Origin of the sequence: Muriicola jejuensis (assembly GCF_010671595.1) — a bacterium.
Classification (GTDB): Bacteria; Bacteroidota; Bacteroidia; order Flavobacteriales; family Flavobacteriaceae; genus Muriicola; species Muriicola jejuensis.
The window spans coordinates 742,347-767,264 of record NZ_JAABOP010000001.1; the positions used below are offsets into that span (position 1 = coordinate 742,347).

Annotated in this window: 24 protein-coding genes and 1 tRNA gene; 10 read left to right on the top strand and 15 right to left on the bottom strand. The window is 49.6% G+C overall.

Features of this window, described 5'->3' with window-relative positions; genetic code table 11:
- The first annotated feature begins 166 nt into the window (after positions 1-166).
- On the top strand, positions 167-1,300 hold the full coding sequence (gene rpsB / locus GWK09_RS03330; RefSeq protein WP_163691587.1) for a 30S ribosomal protein S2: 1,134 nt from the start codon (positions 167-169) through the stop codon (positions 1,298-1,300).
- Positions 1,301-1,358: 58 nt separating this feature from the next.
- The gene (tsf, locus tag GWK09_RS03335; protein ID WP_163691588.1) at positions 1,359-2,183 is read left to right on the top strand and encodes a translation elongation factor Ts; all 825 of its coding nucleotides are present in this window, start codon (positions 1,359-1,361) and stop codon (positions 2,181-2,183) included.
- 48 nt (positions 2,184-2,231) lie between these two features.
- Here the strand turns inward: tsf and GWK09_RS03340 are convergent, their stop codons facing one another.
- On the bottom strand, positions 2,232-4,103 hold the full coding sequence (locus GWK09_RS03340; protein ID WP_163691589.1) for a M61 family metallopeptidase: 1,872 nt from the start codon (positions 4,101-4,103) through the stop codon (positions 2,232-2,234).
- A gap of 143 nt (positions 4,104-4,246) precedes the next feature.
- Here GWK09_RS03340 and pyrH point away from each other — a divergent pair, with 143 nt between their 5' ends.
- Together pyrH and frr are read left to right on the top strand one after the other, a co-directional pair.
- A complete protein-coding gene (gene pyrH / locus GWK09_RS03345) occupies positions 4,247-4,954 on the top strand; it encodes a UMP kinase (RefSeq protein ID WP_163691590.1) in 708 nt (235 codons plus the stop codon).
- Positions 4,955-4,995: 41 nt separating this feature from the next.
- Positions 4,996-5,550, top strand: coding sequence for a ribosome recycling factor (frr, locus tag GWK09_RS03350; RefSeq protein ID WP_163691591.1), 555 nt, complete (start codon positions 4,996-4,998; stop codon positions 5,548-5,550).
- Positions 5,551-5,566: 16 nt separating this feature from the next.
- Here frr and GWK09_RS15070 read toward each other — a convergent pair whose 3' ends face one another.
- Entirely contained in the window at positions 5,567-5,695 is a 129-nt protein-coding gene (locus tag GWK09_RS15070; RefSeq protein WP_262886017.1) for a hypothetical protein, read from the bottom strand.
- A gap of 197 nt (positions 5,696-5,892) precedes the next feature.
- Here GWK09_RS15070 and GWK09_RS03355 point away from each other — a divergent pair, with 197 nt between their 5' ends.
- The 4 genes from GWK09_RS03355 to GWK09_RS03370 all read left to right on the top strand — a co-directional run bounded on the left by GWK09_RS03355 (position 5,893) and on the right by GWK09_RS03370 (position 11,924).
- Positions 5,893-8,298, top strand: a complete 2,406-nt coding sequence (locus GWK09_RS03355) for an efflux RND transporter permease subunit (RefSeq protein WP_163691592.1) — start codon at positions 5,893-5,895, stop codon at positions 8,296-8,298.
- Between the two features lie 86 nt (positions 8,299-8,384).
- Positions 8,385-9,818: an asparagine--tRNA ligase gene (gene asnS / locus GWK09_RS03360; protein ID WP_163691593.1), complete on the top strand. Its 1,434-nt coding sequence runs from the start codon at positions 8,385-8,387 to the stop codon at positions 9,816-9,818.
- Positions 9,819-9,861: 43 nt separating this feature from the next.
- Positions 9,862-11,319 carry an RNA polymerase factor sigma-54 gene (gene rpoN, locus GWK09_RS03365; protein WP_163691594.1) on the top strand — a complete coding sequence of 486 codons (1,458 nt, stop codon included), beginning with the start codon at positions 9,862-9,864 and terminating at the stop codon, positions 11,317-11,319.
- On the top strand, positions 11,319-11,924 hold the full coding sequence (locus GWK09_RS03370) for a hypothetical protein (protein WP_163691595.1): 606 nt from the start codon (positions 11,319-11,321) through the stop codon (positions 11,922-11,924). Before rpoN ends, GWK09_RS03370 begins: the two co-directional genes overlap by 1 nt.
- A 14-nt stretch (positions 11,925-11,938) precedes the next feature.
- Here the strand turns inward: GWK09_RS03370 and GWK09_RS03375 are convergent, their stop codons facing one another.
- The 8 genes from GWK09_RS03375 to GWK09_RS03410 all read right to left on the bottom strand — a co-directional run bounded on the left by GWK09_RS03375 (position 11,939) and on the right by GWK09_RS03410 (position 17,287).
- Positions 11,939-12,625: a porin family protein gene (locus GWK09_RS03375; RefSeq protein ID WP_163691596.1), complete on the bottom strand. Its 687-nt coding sequence runs from the start codon at positions 12,623-12,625 to the stop codon at positions 11,939-11,941.
- An 84-nt stretch (positions 12,626-12,709) separates the two neighbouring features.
- Positions 12,710-13,192, bottom strand: a complete 483-nt coding sequence (locus GWK09_RS03380) for an ExbD/TolR family protein (protein ID WP_163691597.1) — start codon at positions 13,190-13,192, stop codon at positions 12,710-12,712.
- Positions 13,193-13,212: 20 nt separating this feature from the next.
- Positions 13,213-13,821: an ExbD/TolR family protein gene (locus tag GWK09_RS03385; protein WP_163691598.1), complete on the bottom strand. Its 609-nt coding sequence runs from the start codon at positions 13,819-13,821 to the stop codon at positions 13,213-13,215.
- A 14-nt stretch (positions 13,822-13,835) separates the two neighbouring features.
- Positions 13,836-14,279 carry a hypothetical protein gene (locus GWK09_RS03390; protein WP_163691599.1) on the bottom strand — a complete coding sequence of 148 codons (444 nt, stop codon included), beginning with the start codon at positions 14,277-14,279 and terminating at the stop codon, positions 13,836-13,838.
- 23 nt (positions 14,280-14,302) lie between these two features.
- Positions 14,303-15,094 (bottom strand): MotA/TolQ/ExbB proton channel family protein, encoded by a 792-nt coding sequence (locus GWK09_RS03395; RefSeq protein WP_163691600.1) that lies wholly within the window; start codon positions 15,092-15,094, stop codon positions 14,303-14,305.
- A gap of 185 nt (positions 15,095-15,279) precedes the next feature.
- Positions 15,280-15,367, bottom strand: a tRNA-Ser gene (locus tag GWK09_RS03400).
- Between the two features lie 70 nt (positions 15,368-15,437).
- Positions 15,438-16,475, bottom strand: a complete 1,038-nt coding sequence (locus GWK09_RS03405) for an asparaginase (protein WP_163691601.1) — start codon at positions 16,473-16,475, stop codon at positions 15,438-15,440.
- A 44-nt stretch (positions 16,476-16,519) separates the two neighbouring features.
- On the bottom strand, positions 16,520-17,287 hold the full coding sequence (locus tag GWK09_RS03410) for a TatD family hydrolase (protein ID WP_163691602.1): 768 nt from the start codon (positions 17,285-17,287) through the stop codon (positions 16,520-16,522).
- A 39-nt stretch (positions 17,288-17,326) separates the two neighbouring features.
- On the opposite strand from GWK09_RS03410, the gene GWK09_RS03415 reads away from it, so the two are divergent.
- The gene (locus GWK09_RS03415) at positions 17,327-17,779 is read left to right on the top strand and encodes a retropepsin-like aspartic protease (RefSeq protein WP_163691603.1); all 453 of its coding nucleotides are present in this window, start codon (positions 17,327-17,329) and stop codon (positions 17,777-17,779) included.
- Between the two features lie 29 nt (positions 17,780-17,808).
- Here the strand turns inward: GWK09_RS03415 and odhB are convergent, their stop codons facing one another.
- Genes odhB through GWK09_RS03430 form a run of 3 tightly spaced genes read right to left on the bottom strand, consistent with a single transcriptional unit; the run spans position 17,809 to position 22,839 of the window.
- A complete protein-coding gene (odhB, locus tag GWK09_RS03420) occupies positions 17,809-19,038 on the bottom strand; it encodes a 2-oxoglutarate dehydrogenase complex dihydrolipoyllysine-residue succinyltransferase (RefSeq protein ID WP_163691604.1) in 1,230 nt (409 codons plus the stop codon).
- Between the two features lie 24 nt (positions 19,039-19,062).
- Positions 19,063-20,025, bottom strand: coding sequence for a M23 family metallopeptidase (locus GWK09_RS03425; RefSeq protein ID WP_163691605.1), 963 nt, complete (start codon positions 20,023-20,025; stop codon positions 19,063-19,065).
- 9 nt (positions 20,026-20,034) lie between these two features.
- Complete coding sequence (locus tag GWK09_RS03430; protein WP_163691606.1) at positions 20,035-22,839, bottom strand: 2-oxoglutarate dehydrogenase E1 component; 2,805 nt, start codon at positions 22,837-22,839, stop codon at positions 20,035-20,037.
- Between the two features lie 99 nt (positions 22,840-22,938).
- On the opposite strand from GWK09_RS03430, the gene GWK09_RS03435 reads away from it, so the two are divergent.
- The gene (locus GWK09_RS03435) at positions 22,939-23,472 is read left to right on the top strand and encodes an alpha-ketoglutarate decarboxylase (RefSeq protein ID WP_163691607.1); all 534 of its coding nucleotides are present in this window, start codon (positions 22,939-22,941) and stop codon (positions 23,470-23,472) included.
- 5 nt (positions 23,473-23,477) lie between these two features.
- On the opposite strand, the gene GWK09_RS03440 is transcribed toward GWK09_RS03435, so the two are convergent.
- Both GWK09_RS03440 and galE read right to left on the bottom strand, forming a co-directional pair.
- Entirely contained in the window at positions 23,478-23,843 is a 366-nt protein-coding gene (locus tag GWK09_RS03440; RefSeq protein WP_163691608.1) for a hypothetical protein, read from the bottom strand.
- 58 nt (positions 23,844-23,901) lie between these two features.
- Positions 23,902-24,918 carry a UDP-glucose 4-epimerase GalE gene (galE, locus tag GWK09_RS03445; RefSeq protein ID WP_163691609.1) on the bottom strand — a complete coding sequence of 339 codons (1,017 nt, stop codon included), beginning with the start codon at positions 24,916-24,918 and terminating at the stop codon, positions 23,902-23,904.

Consider the following 24,918-nt stretch of genomic DNA (forward strand, 5'->3'; position numbering starts at 1 on the left):
ATTGAAAGTCCCTTGTCATGGGACACTTAAAATTCCGGAAGTTACAGGTCATTCCCAGGGATAACCTGACCCGGTAAAATTTAGTTTAGCATCTAAATGTCAGAGGCTTTCCGTACAGGAATACCACTTTGGCATTGCTAATTCCAAAGAACGTAAACTAAGACAAATGGCAAAAAAAGTAGAAGTAAAAGACCTCCTAGAGGCAGGTGTACATTTTGGACACCTCACCAGAAAATGGAATCCCAACATGGCCCCATATATCTATATGGAACGCAACGGGATCCATGTTATCAACCTTTACAAGACTGCAGCCAAGTTGGAGGATGCCTGTGAGGCCCTCAAAAAGATTTCTTCCTCAGGAAGGAAAATCCTCTTCGTGGCTACCAAGAAACAGGCAAAGGACATCGTGGCCGAAAAAGTGGCCAATGTGAACATGCCGTATATCACCGAGAGGTGGCCAGGCGGAATGTTGACCAACTTTGTGACCATCCGCAAGGCCGTTAAAAAAATGGCATCCATAGACCGGATGAAGAAGGACGGAACCTTCAATACCCTCTCCAAAAAGGAAAGATTGCAGGTAGACCGTTTGCGTGCAAAGCTGGAAAAAAACCTCGGCTCCATTTCCGAGATGACCAGACTTCCCGGTGCGCTCTTTATCGTTGATACCATGCGAGAGCACATCGCCGTTAAAGAAGCACAGAAATTGAACATCCCCATCTTCGCTATGGTGGATACCAATTCCGATCCAAGGCCTATCGACTTTGTGATCCCTTCCAATGACGATGCTTCCAAGTCTATCGAGATCATTATGACCCATGTGACCAATGCCGTTGCAGAAGGTTTGACCGAGCGAAAGTCTGAGAAGCAGGATGATGACGAAGGAAAAGAGGAGAAAGCCCCTAAGGCTAAGAAAAAAGCCGTTGTTGAGGTAGAAGAGGACGAAGAAGAGGCCCCAAAAGCCGTGGCAGCTCCGGAAGTAGAGGATCTGGCTGAAGTGATCGAAGAGGAAGTACAGAAAGAGGCTCCCAAGAAAGTAAAAAAGCCAGCTGCAGACGACCTGACCAAAGTAGAAGGAATAGGTCCTAAGATCGCAGAAGTCTTCAAAAAGGCAGGCGTGAGGACCTTTGCCGATCTGGCAGAGAAAACAGAGGACGACCTCAAGGTCATCCTCGCTGAAGCCGGTTCACGATACGCTTCCAAGAATCCTGCATCATGGCCAAAACAAGCCAAGATGGCTGCCGAAGGCAAATGGGACGAATTGAAAGAATGGCAGGATAATGCCAAGGCAGGCGTAGAATAAATCAAATTCAATCAATAATTAGGATAGCCATTAATGGCATCGATAAAAAAAGGACATGATGGTAAAAATTACCGCTGCTGACGTAAACACACTGAGAAAGACCACCGGAGCCGGGATGATGGATTGCAAGAACGCCCTGGTTGAAGCCGAGGGTGATTTTGACAAGGCAATAGAGATCCTGCGCAAAAAAGGACAGAAAGTTGCCGCCAAAAGGGCAGACCGGGAATCTTCAGAAGGTGCTGCCATAGCTAAGGTCAACAAGGACAAAACGCAGGGGGTGATCATCTCCCTGAACTGCGAAACTGATTTTGTTGCAAAGAACGAATCGTTCGTGAGCCTGGCCAATGACCTGGCCGAACTGGCTTTGGGTTTCAATGACAAGGAATCCCTCCTGAATGCAAATTACAACGGGATCACCGTACAGGAAAAGCTCACCGAGCAGACCGGAGTGATCGGTGAAAAGATAGAGATCGGTGGCTTCCGGAAACTGGCAGCTCCCTTTGTGGGTTCCTATATCCATGCGGGCAACAAGATCGCTACCCTCGTGGGTCTGTCAGCCGCTGTTGACGGAGCAGAAGAGGCCGCCAAAGATGTGGCCATGCAGGCAGCCGCAATGGCTCCAGTTGCTCTGGACCCTTCCGGTGTGGACCAGGAGACCATTGACAAGGAGATTGAGATCGCCAAGGACCAGTTAAGGCAAGAAGGAAAACCGGAAGCCATGCTCGACAAGATCGCACAGGGTAAACTGCAGCGTTTCTTCAAGGACAATACCCTGGTGAATCAGGATTTTATCAAGGACAGCAAGATGAGCGTTGCCCAGTACGTAAAATCCGTGGACAAAAACCTGGAGGTAACAGGATTTGCAAGAGTTGCCCTGGGATAAGTTCCCTGGAAAAGATGACGAACCGCCTCCCGCAAAGAGGCGGTTTTTTTATGGATGTAACCAGGATTTCCTCAGCTCGAGAGCCTCTTCCGTAACCCCTTCCATTTCTGAGATTTTCCGTTCAGTATACGTGGGAATACCGGCCTTGCCGGATAGCTCGAACTTCTCCCCGTCTCTCATGACGCTCATCAGGATATCCTTTTTTGAGTCCCAGGAAAAACTCTCCCCCACGATCGCCCTCATACTGTCGAGGGTAATAGGCACCCCGTTGATCTCGAGGATCACATCCCCCCCTTTGGCCCCAAGGCCTTTCAAAAAAGAGTTCAGTTCCATTCCCTTCTGAATAAAAATAGTATCCATATCCGACGGATCTGCATCTATATACGGGATCTGTCCCCTAAAAAAATAGGATGCAGGAACCTCTCCTTGCTCCACTTTCAGGCCTGTTTTCAGGAGGTAGTCCTCATAGGGGATAGGTTGATCTCCCTGTACGTGTCTCGAGAAGAATTCCCCGACCTCGGGATAGGTCATGGCGGTGATCTCCCCTATGAGCTCCGGATCGTTAAAGGGTGTATTTTCGTTGTATTTGGAGGCGAGCTGAACCATCAGCCAGCGCATGCTCTTTTCCCCCCGACTTTTTTCCCGGAGCAAAATATCGAGACACATATTGATCAGTGTACCTTTTTCATACACATTCTGATAGTTCTCCTTGTAAGGCGACTCCAGTACATTCTTACTCATGACGGTAAAGGACATGGTGTCGTCAAAGGCTTTTGAATTAGAGATCTTCTCAGCCATCCTGTCCAAAAAATCCCCGTCTGTGATCAGGCCTTTCTGTACCTGGAACAAATTGGCAAAATATTCGGTCGTCCCTTCGTACATCCAGAGATGCATGGACATTTCAGGCTCGTTGTAATCAAAAAACTGTATCTCCCTTGAATGCACGGAAAGGGGTGTAAGTGTATGGAAAAATTCATGGGAGACCACATCTACCATGGCTTCTTCCAGGGCAGGTCTGGGGAGCATTTCAGGAAGAATCAACACTGTTGAGGTATGGTGCTCCAGTGCGCCAAATCCCATGGCATCGGTTTCGTTTGCCTGGGAGAGGTAGAGGAGGATGGTATAGGTCTGGGTTCCACTCAGCGATCCGAGGAATTCCTTTTGTGCCCGCATCATGGTTTCCATTTTGGGATGCAGGTCCTTGGCAGAATAGGTTCCATTGGGGGAGTACACGCTGAGGGTCACCTCGATGTCAGACAAGCGAAAGGTGACAGAATTAGGTTTGGCATACATGATGGGGTTGTCAATCACCTCAAAGTACCTTTTTGCGCGGAAGAGGTTTTGTGAATTTGAGGCTTGGCTCCCGTTCATCCTCTTTAGAGAGGTAGTGGGTTCAAGGGAAGGAGGGGATTGGATCTCCAGTTCGTAGGGCACTTCGGTATACCCTTTAAAATACCCTACAAAGCCGTGCAGGTTGAGCAGGTAATTCTCTCCTGCGAGGATGTTAGTGCCCGCAGGGGAAAAAACGGGGTCCTCAACTTCCGTTTCCGAATCGAAGGTATCATTGACCGCATAGCGCACCATATCCAGGTTACGCCCATCCTTAATAAGCCAGGTGTTGTTGTCCCTCCTTTCTGTTTCGAGTGGATTCCCCTTATAGTCTAACGCCACCAGGTCTTCGATGTATTGGCCAAAATCGTCTTCGCTATAAGTGCCGGGAACCGTTTTTGGAATCAGGAAGAGGACCTCCTTTTCCGCGAAAGGACCGGGATCTACCTGGACCATGACTTGGTCATTCACTGAGTTTAGCAAGTCGATTTTGACCCGAACCGGGTTTTCAGTACCGGTGGCTATTGATTTGGCCGCACCACAGCCGAGAAGAAGAGCCAGGGAGGTAACCAGGAAGAGGTTTTTGTACATCCAATATGTTTTTAAAGCGGAAGACCTTGCCATTCTGATGGTTTCGTGAAATGGCCGCTTAAAATTACTTAAAGTTTAAGGAGAAAGATAGAGATTTGCCCTCAATAATTTTGACTATTTTTGTCTGCAAATAATACCTGACGATGGCTTATAAACGAATCCTTCTCAAACTCAGTGGCGAGGCCCTGATGGGTGAAAAGCAATACGGGATAGATCCCGGAAGACTGGCAGCCTACGCCGATGAGATCAAAGAGGTGGTCGAAAAAGGGATCGAAGTAGCTATCGTCATCGGAGGTGGGAACATCTTTCGCGGACTGGCCGGCGCCAGCAGCGGTATGGACCGTGTTCAGGGCGATCATATGGGGATGCTGGCAACCGTGATCAACGGTCTCGCCCTGCAAAGCGCCCTGGAAATCAAAGGCGTACAGACCCGCCTTCAATCCGCCATCAAGATCAATGAAGTGGCAGAACCCTTTATCAGGAGGAGGGCCATGAGACACCTTGAAAAAGGTCGGGTGGTGATCTTCGGAGGAGGGACGGGTAATCCGTATTTTACCACCGATTCCGCGGCAGTCCTCAGGGCTATCGAGATAGAAGCAGATGTGATACTCAAAGGCACAAGGGTAGACGGCATTTACACAAGCGACCCTGAAAAGGATAAGAATGCGACCAAGTTCGACACCATCTCCTTTAACGAGGTCCTTCGAAAGGGTTTAAAGGTTATGGACACCACAGCCTTTACCCTGAGTCAGGAAAACGAATTGCCCATCGTCGTCTTCGATATGAACAAAAAGGGCAACCTGCTCAAGATCGTCTCCGGACAGAACATCGGAACGGTGGTGAACCTTTAGTTTTTCAAAATTTTGTGTTATTTTGTTTTTAAATTCATTTCATGAACGAAGAGGTTGATTTTGTCATAGATTCTGCCAAAGAGAGCATGGATGCTGCCATTAAGCATCTGGAGAAAGAACTGGTAAAGATCAGGGCCGGGAAGGCGAGTCCGGCTATGCTGTCTTCCGTTATGGTAGAATATTACGGTTCCATGACCCCCCTTTCCCAAGTATCCAACATCAATACCCCTGACGCCAGGACCATTTCGGTACAGCCATGGGAAAAAAATATGCTGCAGGTCATAGAGACCGCGATTATGAATGCCAATCTGGGATTCAACCCCATGAACAATGGGGACTATGTGATCATTAATGTCCCCCCTCTTACAGAGGAACGCAGGTTCCAACTGGTCAAGCAGGCTAAGGCCGAAGCGGAGGACGCCAAGGTTGGGGTGCGCAGCGCCAGACAGGAGGCCAACAAGGAGATCAAAAACCTCGACATTTCCGAGGACCTCGAAAAGAATGCCATTATCGACATTCAGGAACTCACGGATTCTTATGTCACGAGGATAGACAAGATCCTGGAAGTGAAAGAGGCCGAGATCATGAAGGTCTGAGGTTTGGGCTTCCGTCCTATAATTTCCCTTCTCCCCCTGAAATATACCAGGCGACTATAGCTGCCACCAGCACCAGCGTACAAAGGACGATCAGCACCCTGTAGACCTTTCGCTCGAATTTCCAGAATTTCTTGTGTTCAGACATTGGGATCTTCCTTATTCCCCTGATTACTATTTGATAAAGATAGAGGATTCGCCGGGTATACACTAGGAACACTGACCCGCATTTTCTACCTTTGACCCGCTTTAGAGAAGTCCCTGTTTCCCGACCGGGCCCTTTCGATTCACTTTCGGAGATTCACGGCCATACAAAGGACCTCTCAGGGCATTTTTGAATTTATAATGGTAGCAAAGCTCTCACAAAACTTTTGGACCAGGACGGCCAGGATCATTCTCAGAAACCGTATCCTGATCCTTGTACTCATCGCTGCCATAACGGTCTTCTTCGGATTTCAGTGGCAAAACATGCGCTTCTCCAATACGGAAGCCAACCTGTTGCCGGATGACCACCCCACCAATATTGAATACGAGGAATTCCTCAGCAGATTCGGGGAAGAAGGGAACGCCATCGTGCTGGCAGTGCGAGATTCGACCTTGTTCACCCCGGATAAATTCAATCGCTGGAACGTCCTCAGCAAACAACTCGCTGCCTTCCCAGAGGTGGAATTCGTTCTTTCCACTGACAACCTCCAGGAACTGGTAAAAGACAATGATCTGCAGGAGTTCAAACTCAAACCATTCCTGGAAAAAGAGCCGGAAACCCAGGAAGAGCTGGATAGTCTCAGAACTCGCCTTTTCAATGACCTGCCCTTCTATGACCAGCTGCTTTTCAACAAGGAGAGCGAGACCATAAGGACCATCGTCTATCTCGACAAAGACATCGTCAATACCTCAGTGAGGAAGGATTTTATCCTGAACGACTTCCATACGCTCATCCATAATTTTGAAGGGGAAACCGGATTGGATGTCCGTATTTCTGGGATGCCCTACATCAGGACCATGAACTCCCAGAACATCATTGATGAGATCGGGATGTTCATCACCGCAGCCCTGGTCGTGACCTCCCTGATCTTCTTTTTCTTTTTCAGGAGCTTTAGGGCCACCTTTATTTCCATGTGCGTCGTGATCATTGGCGTGATGTGGGCCTTCGGCATCCTCGGATTACTGAGATATGAGATCACGGTACTCACCGCCCTGATCCCTCCTTTGATCATCGTCATCGGGATCCCCAACTGTATCTTCCTGATCAACAAGTACCAGCAGGAAGTGAAGAAACACGGTAATCAGGCCCTTTCACTCCAAAGGGTGATCTCCAAGATCGGCAATGCCACCCTCATGACCAACATTACCACGGCTTCAGGGTTCGCCACCTTTATCATCACAGACAGCAAGTTGCTGACCGAGTTCGGGATCGTCGCCTCCATCAACATCATCTTTATCTTTATCCTCTCCCTCCTGATCATCCCCATCGTATACAGCTTTATGGCCCTTCCAAAAACAAAGCACCTGAAACACCTCAACAAGCGGTGGATCGATGCTTTTGTCAACTGGATGGAACGCATAGTCAGGGAAAGGCGCATCAGTGTATATATCACTTCCGTGATCCTGCTGGTGGTGAGTATCATCGGCATCTACCAGATCAGGATCTCGGGAAGCCCCATAGAGGATATGCCAAAGAATGCCCCTTTCTTTAAGGACATTCGCTTTTTTGAAAAGGAATTCGACGGGATCATGCCCGTGGAGATCGTGGTAGACACCGAACGGAAGAACGGCGTACTGAGGTCGGCCAACCTACGCCGGATGGAGGAGTTCAGCGAGGTGATCAGGGAATTCCCCGAATTGTCGCGACCCACCTCTGTGGTCGACCTGGTCAAATACTCCAAACAGGCTTTTTACAATGGCATCCCGAGGTATTATCAGTTACCGACCTCCCAGGAAAATACCTTTATCATGGACGTGGCGCGGAAGTCGAAAGGAGAAAGCGACCTGCTTAAGAATTTCGTGGACAGCACCGGACAGGTAGCCCGGATCACCACCTTTATCAAGGACGTAAAGACCGAGCGGATGGAGGAGATAGAGATGAGGCTGCGTGAGAACCTGACAAAGACCTTCCCTGAAGACCGTTACAATACCTCTTTGACCGGGAAGGCACTGCTCTTTTTAAAAGGCACCAAATACCTGGTTAAAAACCTGATCCTCTCCCTGGCTCTCGCCATCGGGCTGATCGCTCTTTTTATGGCCTACCTCTTCCGGTCTTTCAGGATGATCGTGATCTCTCTGATCCCCAACCTGCTTCCGCTGGTTATCACGGCCGGGGTGATGGGGTTTGTGGGCGTGCCGATAAAACCCTCCACCATCCTCGTCTTCAGTATTGCCTTCGGGATCTCGGTGGACGATACGATACATTTCCTGGCCAAGTACAGACAGGAGTTGACGGCCAATCGCTGGCGTATACAGAAGTCGGTCTACGCCGCCCTCAGGGAGACCGGCGTGAGCATGTTCTATACCTCTATCGTACTGTTCTTCGGCTTTTCCGTTTTTGTTCTCTCGAGTTTTGGGGGCACCGTGGCCCTGGGTGCTCTGGTCTCGGCTACTCTGCTTTTCGCCATGCTCGCAAACCTCATCCTGCTGCCCTCCCTCCTGCTCTCCCTGGAAAGAAGCATTGCCAACAAGGCGGTGTTGAAAGAGCCCCAGATAGACATCCTGCCCAAGGATGAACTGCCCGAGGGGGAGTCTCTTGACGACTGAGGACAGGGTTCGAATTATGGGGATTGCAGTCCGAAAAGTTCTCTCCAATGGACTATCTTTGCGGGGTTAATCAGAATAAAATGCACATGGTCAAGACGCATATCAAAGCGCTTTTACAAGAATCCCCACGAGGTCAGGTGGTGGAGGTGAACGGATGGGTGAAGACTTTCAGGAGTAATCGATTTATCGCACTGAATGACGGTTCTACCTTGCAGAATATCCAGTGTGTGGTCGACTTTGAGAAATTTGACGATGCCTTACTCCGGCAGATCGCCACAGGAGCGGCCATAGGCGTAAAAGGGAATCTCGTGGAAAGCCAGGGAAAAGGACAGGCCGTGGAGATCCAGGTGACTGAGTTGCACATCCACGGGAAGGCAGATCCGGAAACCTATCCCATTCAACCCAAGAAACACTCCATGGAGTTCCTCAGGGAACAGGCCCATCTCCGGGTGCGAACAAATACCTTTGCTGCGGTCATGCGGGTACGGTCTGCTCTGGCCTTTGCGATACATCAGTACTTTCAGAAAAACGGTTTTTATTACTTCCACGCCCCGATCATAACGGGTTCGGATGCGGAAGGTGCCGGGGAAATGTTCCGGGTTACGACCCTCGACGCCAGGAAACCTCCCCTGACGGAAGAGGGAGAGGTAGACTATAGGGAAGACTTCTTCGGCAAAGAGACCAATCTCACGGTCTCAGGCCAGCTGGAGGCAGAGGCCTATGCCATGGGTCTGGGTAAGGTCTATACCTTTGGTCCCACCTTCAGGGCCGAGAACTCCAACACGTCCAGGCACCTGGCGGAATTCTGGATGATAGAACCCGAAATGGCCTTTTACGACCTGCATGACAATATGGACCTGGCCGAAGATTTTATCAAGGAAGTGCTCCGCTATATCATGCAGCACTGCAGGGAAGACCTGGAATTCCTGGAACAACGACTCCTTGATGAAGAGAAAACAAAACCCCAGACCGAACGCAGCGATCTGGCCCTTATGGACAAATTGAAGTTCGTGATCGACAACCAGTTCGTCAGGGTGACCTATACGGAGGCTATAGATATTTTGAGGAACAGCAAGCCCAACAAGAAAAAGAAATTCCAGTATATCATTGAAGAATGGGGTGCCGACCTGCAGAGCGAACACGAGCGTTACCTGGTGGAAAAACACTTTAATTGCCCTGTGATCCTGTATGACTATCCTGCCAAGATCAAGGCATTCTATATGCGCCTCAATGAGGACGGCAAAACGGTCAGGGCTATGGACATCCTCTTCCCGGGTATAGGGGAGATCGTGGGTGGTTCTCAGAGGGAGGAAAGACTAGACGTGCTGCTGCAGAAGATAAAGGACCTGGGTATAGAGGAAAAAGAGCTCTGGTGGTACCTGGACCTCCGGAAATACGGTACGGCAGTCCACAGTGGTTTTGGCCTCGGGTTTGAAAGGCTCGTACAGTTCGCCACCGGAATGGGCAATATCCGGGACGTGATACCGTTTCCCAGAACACCGCAGAATGCGGAGTTCTAAAGGTAAATTCGTTACTTTTATGTGATGAGAATGTAAAGTCCCCATGCTGAAGCAACACTTACAATTTAAACTTTCTCAAAAGCTTTCTCCTCAGCAGATCCAGCTGATGAAACTCATACAATTGCCTACACAGGCTTTTGAACAGCGGTTGAAACAGGAATTGGAGGAAAATCCGGCCCTGGAATCCGGGAAAGAAGAAACGGATTCCTACGAGGATGATTTTGAGGAAGCATACGAAGGGGAAAACGACAGCGAGACCATCAACACGGAAGACATCAATATTGATGACTACCTAAGCGATGACGAGATCCCGGATTATCGCACCCGTACCAGCAACTACAGTGCAGACGATGAAGAAAAGACGGTGCCCTATGCGGCAGGTATCTCTTTTAATCAATACCTGATCAACCAGCTGAATACCTTTTACCTCAGCGATGAGGAATGGGCCATTGCCGAATTCCTGGTGGGCAGCGTGGATGAAAGCGGTTATATCAGGCGACCCGTGAGCGATATCATGGATGACCTGGCATTCACCCAGAATATCTACACAGATCAGAAGACCATCCAGAAGGTACTGGAGATCGTACAGGAGCTCGACCCCCCAGGCGTAGCAGCCCGTTCCCTGGATGAATGCCTGTTGATCCAGCTCAGGAGGAAGGACCCCATACCGGCGGTAGAGCTGGCTGTAGAGATCCTGGAGAAATCCTTTGATCACTTCACGAAAAAGCACTACAAAAAGCTCCTGCAAAAACACAATATCACCGAAGAGCAGCTTAAGGAAGCCATCACGGAGATCGAAAAGCTCAACCCAAAACCCGGGGGATCCTATTCAGGTAATACCCGAATCGTGGAACATATCGTTCCGGATTTCTCGATTCGCATCGTAGACGGAGAACTGGAATTGAGCCTCAATAGCAGGAATGCCCCCGAACTTCATGTTTCCAAGGAATACAGCAACATGCTTGCGGGATACAAGAATGCTAAAGAACGTTCCAAGTCCCAGAAGGACGCAGTCCTTTTTATCAAACAAAAACTCGATGCGGCCAAATGGTTCATCGATGCCATTCGGCAGCGGCAACAGACCCTGTACATCACCATGAATGCCATCATGGAGTACCAGGAGGAATATTTCCTGACAGGGGATGAGCGCAAACTACGCCCTATGATCCTGAAAGACATAGCGGATGCTATAGACATGGACGTATCCACCGTATCCAGGGTAGCCAACAGCAAATACGTAGACACTCCCTACGGCACCAAGCTGATCAAGGAATATTTCTCCGAATCGATGAAAAACGAGCAGGGAGAGGACGTCTCCACCAAGGAGATCAAAAAGATCCTCGAGACCGTGATAGGGGAAGAATCCAAGAGAAAACCACTGACCGATGATAAATTGGCATCCATTCTAAAAGAAAAGGGGTATCCTATTGCCCGGCGCACGGTGGCCAAATACAGGGAACAGCTGGGCATACCGGTCGCCCGCCTAAGAAAAGAGATCTGATGCGAATTCTCTCCCAGCTGGCATCCTACATCTTCCATCCCATCTTTGTGCCCCTGGCGGGAACCGTATCCTATTTTCTGATCACTCCCAAGTATACCACCCTTGAGATGAGGAGCGGAAACATACTTCCGGTATTTATCCTGACCATCATTATCCCCATATTGAGTTTCTTCATCCTGAAGAACCTGGGGATCGTGGGATCCATTTTCCTTGAGAAAACAGAGGAACGCAAATATCCCCTCATGATCAGCCTTATCCTCCTATTTATGATTTTGCTGAAGGTCATACCGGACAATTACAATGTTGAATTGTACTTCTTTTTCCTGGGTCTGATAGCCGCCAGCAGTACATGCCTCCTATTGCTTTATATCCCGTTTAAGACAAGCCTTCACATGATGGGCATGGGCAGTATCCTAATGTATCTTATCGCCCTTAGTTTTCACTTTGAACGCAATATCGTCATGGCTATCAGCTTAATGTTCTTCGCATCGGGCCTGGTAGCCTCTTCCAGGCTGTACCTCAAGGCACACACCCGTACGGAGCTTCTCATAGGGTTTCTGGTGGGTGCGGTCTCACAGCTGCTCACCCTGAAATTCTGGCTGTAGGAATTTCTTCTGGTTTAGAGGATATAAAAGATAAGGCCAATACGCAGAGGGGTGAAGGTGAGGTCCTCTCCGGTATCCAGTGTCAACCCATCCTTAAAGAGGTTATTGAAGGAGTAGTACACGTGAATGTTGAAGGTATTATAGCCGAAATTAGCCATGACCCCATATCGAAATCTCTCTATGTCCGTCACGTAGAAGGAATCTTTAAAATCAGCCGTTACGGTTTTCGCTCTGCCTCCCAGCACATAGCCCAACTTAGCCCCCAGGTATAGGCGCCAGAACCTGTATTCTGAGGGTGTGGAATTTCGAAATCGGATCTCAAAAGGCACTTCCACCAAATGGGTCTCCACCTTATTTCGCTTTACCCCAAGGTCGCTATCCAGCAATTGATAACGGAATCCATCCTCCAATTCAACCACCTGCAGGTTGGTGTAATACGAATTGTAACCGTAGCCGAGCCCCAGCCCCAGGCCAAAATTTCTTTCAGTGTTCAGGGGAAGGTCCTTGATAAATCCGAATTGAAGACCATAGGAGAGACTCCGCTGGTTTACACCCTGGGGTTTATTCGCTATGAAATTGTAAGTAAGGCCCACGTAAAACTGGTCCTCCAGATACTTCAGATCGGGCTGCTGTAAGCTATCCTGAGCAGACATAACCGTCAGGCAAAAGGCAGAAAGGAAGAATGCAATGCAAGACCTCATGCCCCTAAAGGTAGGATTTTTGGATCAATGCCAATAAAAAAACGCCCCGGAAATCGGGGCGTTTTATTTCTTGTTTTATCGATTCTACTGGATGTTCCTGAAAGCATCCCCCTCGTAGGTGGTATAGTTCACCTTCAGGGCATTTACTTTACGAAGTTCCTGTTTGATATCAGAGATCAGACCCATGTTGGCATCCTTATCCACCTTGAGAGCGGTGGTCAGAACGTTCTGTAATTCCTGTGGCTTTTTGGCCCTTTCCTCCAGGATAAAATCGCCCACATCGGAAACGTTTGCAAACTTGTCATTCAACTGGATCTTAGGCTCGGTTCCGAACACCTTCTGGTAATCCCTCGTCGGTTTTCCCACATAGATATACAATACCCTGTCCTTCTTTTCCAGCTTCTTCACCTCGCTCGCATTCGGCAGGGTGTTCTCAACCATCAGAGAACTGTCCTTCATGGTGGTCACCGTCATGAAAAAGAACAAGAGCATAAATACGATATCGGGAAGCGAAGCCGTGGATACAGCTGGCAGGTCTCCGTCTTTTTTCTTTGTGAATTTAGCCATAGTCTTTTGTTCCTAAAAAATTAGTTTGAAGTCGCGGTTTCCGCCTCAGAGAGCTTCTGAGGAAACAGATCCTGTATCCTCTGGACTTTGTCCTTAAGGTCGTCACGAATACTCGACGGGGTCTCCGGATTCAGATACTCCGCCTCCATATCCGTAAAATCACGCCCGTAAAGCCTTTGGGCCTCCCGGTTCCTCAACTCGTTATAGGCACCTACCAGTTCATTCTGAACGGTAATATAGGTACCGTACTTGGTCTCCCTGTCATTCTTCAGGGAAATGATGGCCTTGGTGGGGTTGTCCGAAGAAGTATCATCCTTTTTACCCTTGCAATAGTTGCACGTACCGTCTCCCCCATTGTCGAGGAAGGCAATCGCTTTCTTGCGAAGGTCCTTGAGGTTGGTCAACTCTTCTTCTACGAGTAATTGCCCACTCTTATTGATATTCACCGTGAAGATGTTCTTCTGTTTGATGATCACATTATCTTCAGGCGGTTCAATAGGTGGCAACATCCGGTCTAGCCCCGCATCCGTTTCGATGGTAGTGGTTACCAGGAAAAAGATGAGTAGCAGGAAGGCAATGTCTGCCATGGATCCGGCATTTACTTCTGGTGGTCCTCCTCTTCTAGCCATAACTCAGTTCTTTATTATTTACTTGTCATCTTCTTGATTCCTCCATACAGCATAGAGACTACCGCTACTATAACCAGCACAAAGAAAAGATTTAAACCAGTGCCGATATTTTTGACGGTCTCTTCTGTCGTCGGGATTCCTCTTCTAGCCATCTCATCGAGATTCACGTCCGATCCAGTGGAAATTGCCCAGGAGAATCCGAGCAGGATCAGGAACACCCCGATTACGACCAGCGTCCTTTTCAATTTCTGTGGATGTGCGACCAGGTTGATCAGGGTAAAGAGCAAACTTGCCACCACGGCTACAGCCAAAAGGATGTAGGTAATGGTGAACATCCCTGTGAGGGCGCCACTCTGCACCGCTTCTGAGGCCGGCATGTCCTGACTGGGCAGTTGATACCAGAGTATCGCCGAGATCAGACCCAGAACGGCCAGTGCTATTTTTACAATTTTATTCATAATCTTTTGTCTTTAGGCGCTTATTATTTCTTGTGATCTACCAACATGTCGATCAGGGTGATCGAGGAATCTTCCATATCGTTCACTATACCATCGATCTTGGCGATGATGTAGTTGTAGAAAATCTGGAGGATGATCGCAGTAATAAGACCAAATACCGTTGTCAAAAGGGCCACCTGGATGTCTCCTGCAATAAGGGAGGCACTGAGGTTACCCACCGCGCTAATTTTCTGGAAGGCCTGGATCATACCGATAACCGTTCCCATGAACCCTAGCATAGGGGCGATGGCGATAAAGAGAGACAACCAGGAAACGTTTTTCTCCAACTGTCCCATTTGCACACCACCGTAGGCCACAACCGCCTTCTCGGCAGATTCTACACCTTCTCCGGCCCTGTCGAGACCCTGGTAGTAGATAGAAGCCACCGGACCACGAGTGTTTCGGCATACTTCCTTGGCAGCTTCAACCCCACCGGAGGCAAGGGCGTCTTCTACCTGTTGTTTCAGTTTATCGGTGTTTGTGCTAGCCATATTCAAGTATATAATCCTTTCAATCGCTACTGCCAGACCCAGAATGAGACAGAGAAGTACGATCCCCATGAATCCTGCACCCCCTTGGATAAATTGCTCTTTCAAAACTTGCTGGAATCCTTTTTCTTCCACCATCTCCTCAGCTGGCGAATCCTGAATCGTCATTGCCGCGGAGACAACAGTCGCAGAGAGATTAGAAACCATTGCATTCGCTTTTGCGCTTACCGTATTTGTACTTAGGACAAATAGCCCAGCCATAGCCAGGATCGAGAATAATCTTTTCATTTTGTTTAACTTGAATTTAGTTAGTTAATAGGTTTAAAGATATAAAAAATAAACAATTAATAATTAAAAGATTTGCACTTCAGGACATTGAATCCTTCGTATTTTGCCAACTTGACAAATATAAGTGGAAAAATTAGAAATCCTAATTTTTCTCCCATGAGCGAAGCTCTTTCACATGGTGTTAGCAGAGAGGAAGGGATTCGAACCCTCGATACACTTTTGGTGTATACACACTTTCCAGGCGTGCGCCTTCGACCACTCGGCCACCTCTCTAAATTCCGTTTTGAACGGGCGCTCAAGAAACAAAAAAAATCGGGATCTTTAAAATTTTATCCCTTAAAATTTAGGTCATTTCACCTCTGAGGGAGGTCTCGAATATGGTCCCGAATGAATTGCCCGAAACCTTGCTGCCAAGCAGGTACATCAGCTTGGTTATGGCGGCTTCTGTGGTAATATCCCTACCATTTATCACGGCCATTTTCTCCAGTTCTCTACTGGTCTCGTACTGCCCCATGATCACGCCACCCCCGGAACACTGGGTCACGTTCACGATGTACAATCCACTGTCGATCGCTCCTTTCAGGTCGGCCAGCAGCCAGTCGGCCGTTGGTGCATTCCCTGCCCCATAGGTTTCCAGGACCAGGGCCCTGAGATGGGGAATGCCGAGCACACTCCTGACCAGGTCCCTGTTGAACCCCGGGAAAAGTTTGAGGATAGCCACCCGGTCATCGAGTTCCTTGTGCACCTTTAGAGGTTTTTTAATTCGATTTCTCCACAGGTTTTCCGGATGTATTTTCAGGTGCACGCCGGATTCCGCCAGGATGGGATAGTTGGGGGAGGCAAAGGCCTCGAAATGCTCCGCGTTGATCTTGGTGGTGCGGTTTGCCCGGTAGAGTTTGTTCTCAAAATAGAGCCCTACTTCCCGCACCACGGGCAACCCCTCCTGCTTCAAAGCCGCGATCTGTATGGAGGTGATCAGGTTCTCCTTGGCGTCCGTGCGAAGGTCCCCGATGGGCAGCTGGGAGCCGGTAAAGATCACCGGCTTCTCCAGGTTCTCCAGCATATAACTCAGGGCAGAGGAGGTATAACTCATCGTATCGCTCCCGTGTAAGACCACAAAGCCGTCGTAATCCGAGTAGTGTTTTTCGACCAGGGTAGCTATAGCGACCCAATGGGAAGGGTTCATGTTCGAGGAATCAATGGGCGATTTGAAGGAAACACTGTCAATAGCACAGTCGAGCTGACCCAGTTCGGGTATCCCATCGACGACCTTGGCAAAATCGAATGCCTTCAGGGCCCCGGTGTGGTAATCCTTGACCATGCCTATGGTTCCTCCGGTGTAGATGATCAGGATCCTGCTTTGTTCTTTTTTAACGGACATGCGGAATAGAGTGTGTTAAAGTTACCTGCCTAATGCAACCTGCCTCAGACCCCAAAGACCTGCCTTGAATTCTCTGTGGTGATCCTCGCTATTTCTTCTTCCCTCACCCCGTAAATATCCGAAAGTTTGTTCAAAACCTCCATGAGAAAGGAAGGCTCATTCCGTTTGCCGCGATGCGGAACGGGTGCGAGGTAGGGGGCATCGGTCTCCAGGACCAGGTGCTCCAGTCCGATACGGTCCAGGAACCTGTCGATCTTTCCATTCTTAAAGGTCACCACTCCCCCGATCCCTAGCTTCATGTTAAACCCGATCGCCCTTTCTGCCTGTTCAAGGGTCCCTGTAAAACAGTGGAAGATCCCGTATAGGTCGTCCCCCTTTTCCTCCTCCAGGACCTCAAAGATCTCATCAAAGGATTCCCGGCAATGGATCACGATGGGCAACCCGTATTCTTTGGCCAGGGCGATCTGTTCCTTGAAGGCCAAGCGTTGTTCGGGAAAAAACGTTTTGTCCCAGTACAGGTCGATCCCGATCTCGCCCACCGCCCAGAATTTCCTTTGAGACAGCAGGTTTCTGACATGGTCCAGTTCTTCGCGGTAGTTCTCCTTTACATGGGTGGGGTGCAGCCCTGCCATCAGGAAGATCTTCCCCGGGAAATCCTTTTCCAGCCGGAACATGGAATCGGTATACTCTGAGTCGATGGCAGGGACGAAGAAACGCTCAATTCCATTTGCCAACGCCTTTTTTACCACCTGGGCCCTGTCTTCCTCAAAAGATTCCGAATAGAGGTGTATGTGTGTGTCTGTGATCAGCATGTGACAAAAATAGGATTATCTTTAGCACAAAACACGGGAATGGGAACCTTAAAGACGTTTTTAAAAAAGAAGGGATACCTGGCAGTACCCCTGACGATCACGGCCACCCATCACATGGAGGTCACCGCCGCGATCAATGGAATAATCGGGAGGTTCATCGTGGACACCGGGGCTTCGAATACCTGTGTGGGTATGGATAAGATCGAATATTTCAAACTCAGTTCCAGGGCATCTGAGGTGAAAGCCGCAGGAGCGGGTGCCACCGATATGGAGACACAACTGTCTACAAAGAACGCTTTGCAAATCGGGAAATGGAAAAGGAAAAAGACAAAGATCATCCTGTTTGACCTCGGGCATATCAACGAGGCCCTGACCTCCCATGAAGCCCTTCCGGTAGATGGTATCATAGGCGCCGACCTACTGGAAAAAGGCAGGGCCATTATAGATTACAAGACCAGCACCCTCTACCTCAAAAAGAAAAAGCGCTCCTGAAGAGCGCTTTTCTGATCGTTTATAATGACCTACAGCTCCAGGGCCTTTTTCACATCCCCACCCATGAGAAGCTCTTCGGGGCTTTCTAGGGCTTCCTTAACGGCCACCAGGAAACCAACCGACTCCCGACCGTCTATAATCCTGTGGTCATAGGACAAGGCCACGTACATCACGGGTGCGATAGTGATCTCCCCATTCTTCACCACGGGTCTCTCCACGATATTGTGCATCCCCAGGATCCCGCTCTGAGGAGGATTGATAATGGGCGTGGATAGCATGGAACCGAACACCCCTCCATTGGAGATGGTAAAAGTTCCGCCGGTCATCTCGTCCACCGTGATCTGTCCTTCCCTGGCGCGTATGGCGAGGCGTTTTACCTCGGCCTCAATACCCCTGAAGGTAAGATTCTCCGCATTTCGGATCACGGGCACCATAAGTCCCTTGGGTCCGGAAACGGCAATACTGATATCGCAGAAGTCATAGGTGATCATGTCCTTCCCGTCTATCATGGAATTTACTGCTGGGAATTCCTGAAGAGCGCGGATAACCGCCCTGGTGAAGAAGGACATAAAGCCCAGGCTCACCCCATGCCTCTCCTTGAATTCCTCTTTGTACTGGTTTCTCAGCTCGAAAATGGCAGACATGTCGACCTCGTTGAACGTGGTGAGCATGGCGGTCTCATTTTTAGCCGAGACCAGTCGTTCCGCCACCTTCCGCCTGAGCATGGATAGTTTGGTCCTGGTCTCTCCCCTTTTTCCACCGGTAGGTGTCCCCATGGATGGAACGGCATTGACCGCATCCTCCTTAGTGATCCTGCCATCCTTGCCTGTTCCCTTTACCGAAGAGGCCGGAATCTCCTTTTCATCCAGGATCTTCCTCGCTGCAGGAGAAGGGGTGCCACTGGCATAGGATTTTTTCGCCTCAGCAGGCTTGGGCTTCTCAGCAGGTTTTGGTTTATCTTCAGAAACGGGTTTTTCAATTTTGGCCTCTTTGGCTTCTCCACCTTTCCCTTCGGGTCTGGGGGCATCTGTATCGATCAGACAGACTACCTCTCCCACGGCAACAGCATCACCTTCTTCCGCTTTAAGAGTGATGATACCACTTTCTTCAGCAGGGAGTTCCAGCGTAGCCTTATCAGAATCCACCTCAGCAATAGCCTGGTCTTTTTCCACATAATCACCATCCTTGACCAACCATTCAGCGATCTCGACTTCAGTTATGGATTCTCCCGGAGAGGGAACTTTCATTTCTAATATCATGGTTCTGTTTTTGTATTGAATACGTTATTCCAAATTTCTGATAAAATCTTCTTTTATAGGCAGATAATCCGTTTTAATTTCCCCATTAACCCTGAGCTGATCAAAATACAACTTTGCTCCGGTTGCCTCCTCCATATTCACCGTGTTCTGCAGGCTCAGGTGCAGGTGAGGTTCTGTGGTATTTCCGGAATTGCCACAGCGGGCAATTACCTGTCCCTGTCTGACCTCTTCTCCTTCTTCAACCTCTATCGAACCTTCCTGCAGATGCGCCATGAGGATATACTCGTCCGCGGTGGTCTGCAGGACGATGGTGTTTCCCGTCAATTGTTCCGGGTTGGTAATACCGGGTTCATTGTCCGGAACCCCGTCAATGACCAGGACTACCCTGGCATCACAGGGCGCTATGATCTCTTTCCCGAAAACCAGGTAGCTCTCATTGCGCTTTGGGTCCCCCTCGTAGGATCTTCCGTCCCTGACCTGCAGGATGTCATACGCATATTGCTGGGAGATCTCGGCAACGTGATAGTTTTGTTCCACGGTTGTACCTCCCCAATATACAAAGACCTCTTCCTTGAATGGCAGGATCATTTTGGTGGTATTCCTTTCGAGTACGGGGATACCTATGGGTCTGGCCGGGGCGATGTAGAAACCGCTGATCTTGTTATTCTGCCCGCTGATGGAGAGCATCAGGTTGGTCATGGACTTCTCGAAGGAGGTGCGATAGACATGGGCTCCCCTTTGATATCCAATGAATTCCCATTCCCTGATATTCCCCATGATGCGGTTCACATTCTCCGAGAAAAATTTTCGGTTCTCCTCCGGAGTGAGGGCCTTTTGCATGTTCTCGTCGTACAGGCGATAGATACCCTGATAATCCTGGGCATTGTAGAGGGCCGCTACCTGAGAGATCATGTTGGCGTATTGGGGCAGCTCATTTTGAGAATAACTGACCCAGGAGAAAAGCAAAAAGAGCAGGAATGTCCTCATGGTCCTCGGTCAGTTTTTCATTGCGGGTCTTGTCATATTGTCCTTGGTCTTGTCGAAGACGTAATCGATGACCTGCTGATGCCTCAACTTGGACCGCACCGAACTACCGGCTGCCGGAGCAGCATAGATACGCCTCGAAGCTACCCTAAAAGAACGGGCTTCCTCAAAATGCATCAAAAGATGCGACCATGCGCCCATATTTCTTGGTTCCTCCTGGGCCCAAACGACTTCCTCTGCCTTGCTGTATTTGGCCATGATCTCCCTCATCTTTTCTGCGGGAAGAGGGAAGAGCTGTTCCAGACGCACCAAAGCCACGTCGTCCCTGTTGCGTTCCTCCCGGGTCGAGAGGAGGTCGTAATAGAATTTTCCGGTGCAGAATACCAGCGACTTCACCTTATCCACCTTTGCGGACTCGTCATCGATGACCTCCATGAACCTGCCTTCTGTCAGTTCGCTTACAGATGAAACGGCTTTCGGATGCCTCAGCAGACTCTTGGGGGTAAAGACGATCAGGGGTTTCCTGAAATTGCTTTTCATTTGCCTCCTCAGCAAATGGAACATATTCGCAGGAGTGGTCACATCGGCCACGTACATATTGTCCCTGGCACACAACTGAAGATACCTTTCCATCCTGGCCGAGGAGTGTTCGGCCCCCTGCCCTTCATATCCGTGAGGCAGGAACATCACCAGTCCGTTTTGCAGCTTCCATTTGTCCTCTGCCGCAGAGATGTACTGGTCTATCATGATCTGGGCCCCATTGCTAAAATCCCCGAACTGGGCTTCCCATATGGTCAGCGTATTGGGACTGGCCATGGCATACCCATAGTCGAAGCCAAGCACTCCATATTCTGAAAGGAGGGAGTTGTAGATCTGGAAAATTCCCTGCTTTTCAGAGATGTGATTCAGCAGCATCACTTCCTCTTCGCTCTCTTCCACCTTCATGACCGCATGGCGGTGGGAAAAGGTACCCCTCTCCACATCCTGTCCGCTCATTCGCACCCCAAAACCTTCCTCCAGCAGGGATCCATAGGCCAGTAATTCCCCCATCGCCCAGTCGAGATTGTCTGTTTCGAAGTACATCTTTTTTCTGTCGCTGACCAGCTTTTCCACCTTCCTCAAAAATTTCTTCCCTTCAGGCAGGGTGGTAATGGTCTCGGCAATGGCGTCCAGTTTTTTCCGGTTGTAGGTAGTATCCACGGATTCCATCATCTCCCATTCCCGAACATTCTGGAAGCCACTCCATTCGTCGGCCATAAAAGGGGTGATTTCTGTCTTTTCCTCTTTCCTGGAATCCTCGAGCTCTTCCTCCAGGCTCGACTTGTATTCCTCTTCGATCTGCCGGACAAAGTCCTGATCAATAACCCCTTCGGACATCAATCTCTCAGCGTAGATGTCCCTTGGGTTTTTGTGTTTTGCGATGGCCTTGTACAACTTGGGTTGGGTGAACCTGGGTTCGTCCCCCTCATTATGGCCGTATTTTCTGTATCCCAATAGGTCGAGAAAGACATCCCTCTGAAACTGCATACGGTATTCCAGGGCAAAAAGGGAGGCGTGGATCACACTTTCCACGTCATCGGCATTCACGTGCAGGACCGGGCAAAGGGTCACCTTGCCCACATCTGTGCAATAGGTAGACGAACGCCCGTCCAGATAGTTGGTCGTAAAGCCGATCTGGTTGTTCACCACGATATGGATGGTCCCGTTGGTGCGATACCCGTCGAGGTCTGCCATCTGCACCAGCTCATAGGCGATGCCCTGGCCGGCGATGGCGGCATCCCCATGTACGACAATGGGTAACACCTTCGAGAAGTCATCCGGGAAATGCGCGTCCTGCTTGGCCCTCGAGATCCCTTCCACGACTGCGCCTACGGTCTCCAGGTGGGAGGGGTTGGGGGCGATGTTCATATTGATCTTGTTGCCGTTCTCCGTTGTCCGTTCGGACGTCCAGCCGAGGTGGTATTTTACATCCCCGTCAAAAATCTCCTGTTCGTAATCCTTCCCGTCGAACTCGCTAAAAATATCTTTGGCAGCCTTCCCGAAAATATTGGTCAGCACATTGAGCCTGCCCCGGTGGGCCATTCCCATCACGAATTGCTTAACCCCCATTCTTGCTGCTTTTTCAACGATGGTATCCACCGCCGGGATCAGGGATTCGTTCCCCTCCAGGGAGAATCGCTTCTGACCTACGTATTTAGTGTGAAGGAAGCCTTCGAAAGAGACCGCCTGGTTGAGTTTCCTGAGAATGTGTTTTTTCTGATCCGGGCTGAAATCCGGGTGGTTGTTGTTCCTGTTCAGCCAGGCCTGAATCCATTCGACTCTTTCGGGGCTCCGGATGTACATGTATTCCACGCCTATGGAATCACAATAGATCTGCTGCAGGTGGGAGATGATATTCCTCAGTGTGTTGGAACCTATCCCTATGATCTCCCCCGCATTGAAAACGGTGTCCATATCTGATTCGGAAAGCCCGAAATTCTCAATGTCGAGCGTAGGGGAGTATTTCCTCCTTTCCCTCACGGGGTTCGTTTTCGTAAAAAGGTGGCCCCTGCTGCGGTACCCGTCTATGAGTCGCACTACCTGGAATTCCTTCTGCAGGGTTTCGGGGATCACTACATCCTGCCCATTAGACAGGGTGGCGGTACCCGAATGCGTGTCTATCCCGACCTCATCCAGTGCGCTTTCCATCCCGAAATCAAAGCCCTGAAAAAAGGCCCTCCAACTGGGCTCCACACTGTCCGGATGTGTGAGGTACTTATCGTACATCTCAGCGAAAAAGGAGGTATGTGCAGCGTTTAAAAAGGAATATTTGTCCATATAATCAGCGGATCTTACCGTTGTAAAAATTTATCAAAAATACAATATTTAATACTATTTGCAGGGATGTCCCGTTCTAATATTCACAATTTCAAACCTATGTCAGGTACCTTAAAAATAAAAGGAATACTTTTTCTGATCTCCTTTCTTTTTGTGTCTGGATTGACTCAGGTAAGGGGCCAGAGCAACCGTTCATATGACCCTTTTTGGAGCAAGGTGAGATACGGAGGAGCCATCGGGATCGGATTTGGCAATAATTCCTTCAATATCAATGCCTCCCCGGCGGCCATTTATCCATTGAATCCCTATGTGGCCCTTGGCACCAATGTCAGTTTTTCCTATGCCAAATTCGGGGATGACCGGTTCACGGCCTACGGAGCCGGGGCACTGGCCTATTTTACACCCTTCCAGGGCCTGCAGCTCTCCTCAGAATTCGAACAGCTGCGGGTAAATCGGAGGTATCAGTTCAACGCAGTACCGGTGGAGGAGGATTACTGGTTGCCTATGCTCTTTCTCGGGATCGGTTACAATTCCGGACCTGTCACCTTCGGCATTCGCTATGACGTCCTGTATGATGAGAACAAAAGCATCTACGCCAATGCCTGGATCCCCTTTGTGAGGGTTTTCTTTTAGTGGGATTATACCCCTCCCCCTCTATAGCTGTGTTTCAGCCATACCTTTTGCCATTCCCTTTTCAGAATTAGGTAGGCAGCTTCCTCTGCCATATCAGCAGCATCCCTTGTCTCTCCAGAAGAAAGGGAGTTTTCAGGCACATCGATGATGTAGAGGAGGTTAAGGTAGTCCGGGAATCTTTCCAGCAATAACACATAGACCTTTTCCCTGAGAAGGGCAGTCAACTCTGCCGGTGATACTTCTTTTCGGGGCTGGAAGGAGATGTTGGCCAGTGCAAAGTCCTTGACCAGCTGGTCCACCAGATTGTGGTAGAGGTCGAGGGAAGCGGCCTTTCGCAACACCTCCGAACTATTGCTCAATTCATTACCCATACGGTATATACGAAGTAACCGCCCGGACGGACCTCCTCAGGGAAATCCCCTAGGGGGGTCAGGACCGTATCTTTTGTTCCCATTTCCATGCCGAACGCATGGCATCATCCAGGGTCGACTCGGCCTTCCAGCCCAGGATCCTGTTGGCTCGGGAGGTATCTGCATAGGCCTGGATAACATCTCCGGCCCTGCGGTCCACCACCTTGTAATTCAATTTCGATCCGGACACCCGTTCAAAACTCCGGATGACCTCCAACACCGAACTCCCTGTACCTGTCCCTACATTAAATACCTCGTAGTTCTCCTCATTCCCCTGTTCCAGCAGGCGTTTAAGAGCTACCACATGTGCCTTTGCGAGGTCCACCACATGGATGTAATCCCGGATACAGGTACCGTCTTCCGTGGGGTAGTCGTCCCCAAAAACCGAGAGTTGTTCCCGAAGCCCGATCCCTGTCTGGGTAATAAAGGGTACCAGGTTCTGAGGTACGCCCAGGGGGAGTTCCCCGATCTCAGCGCTGGGATGAGCGCCCATGGGATTGAAATACCTCAAAGAAATAGCCTGCAGCTGGGGACAGACCCGGCAGGTGTCGCGTATGATCTCCTCCCCTATCTGTTTGGTATTCCCGTAAGGCGACTCGGCAGGTTTTACCGGGGCGTTCTCCGTAATGGGCATTTCATCGGCCTGGCCGTATACGGTACAAGACGAACTGAAAATAAAATGGGCCTTGTTCTTCCGGGTCAGTTGTTGTAAGAGGTAGACCAGGGTAGACAGGTTGTTCTCGTAATACAGAAGGGGTTTCTCCACGCTCTCCCCTACCGCCTTGGAAGCGGCAAAATGGATGACTCCCTCCACATCGGGATGACGGGAAAAGAACCCGATCACATCCGATTTGTTCCTGAGATCAATTTTCTCGTAGAGGGGTTGCTTTCCTGTGATGGAGGTAATCCCCTCAAGTACGTCCTCTGAGGCGTTGGAGCAGTTGTCGATGATCACCACCTCGTATCCTTCCTGTTGAAGTTCCACAACGGTGTGTGAGCCTATGAATCCAAGGCCTCCGGTTACCAGTATTTTCAT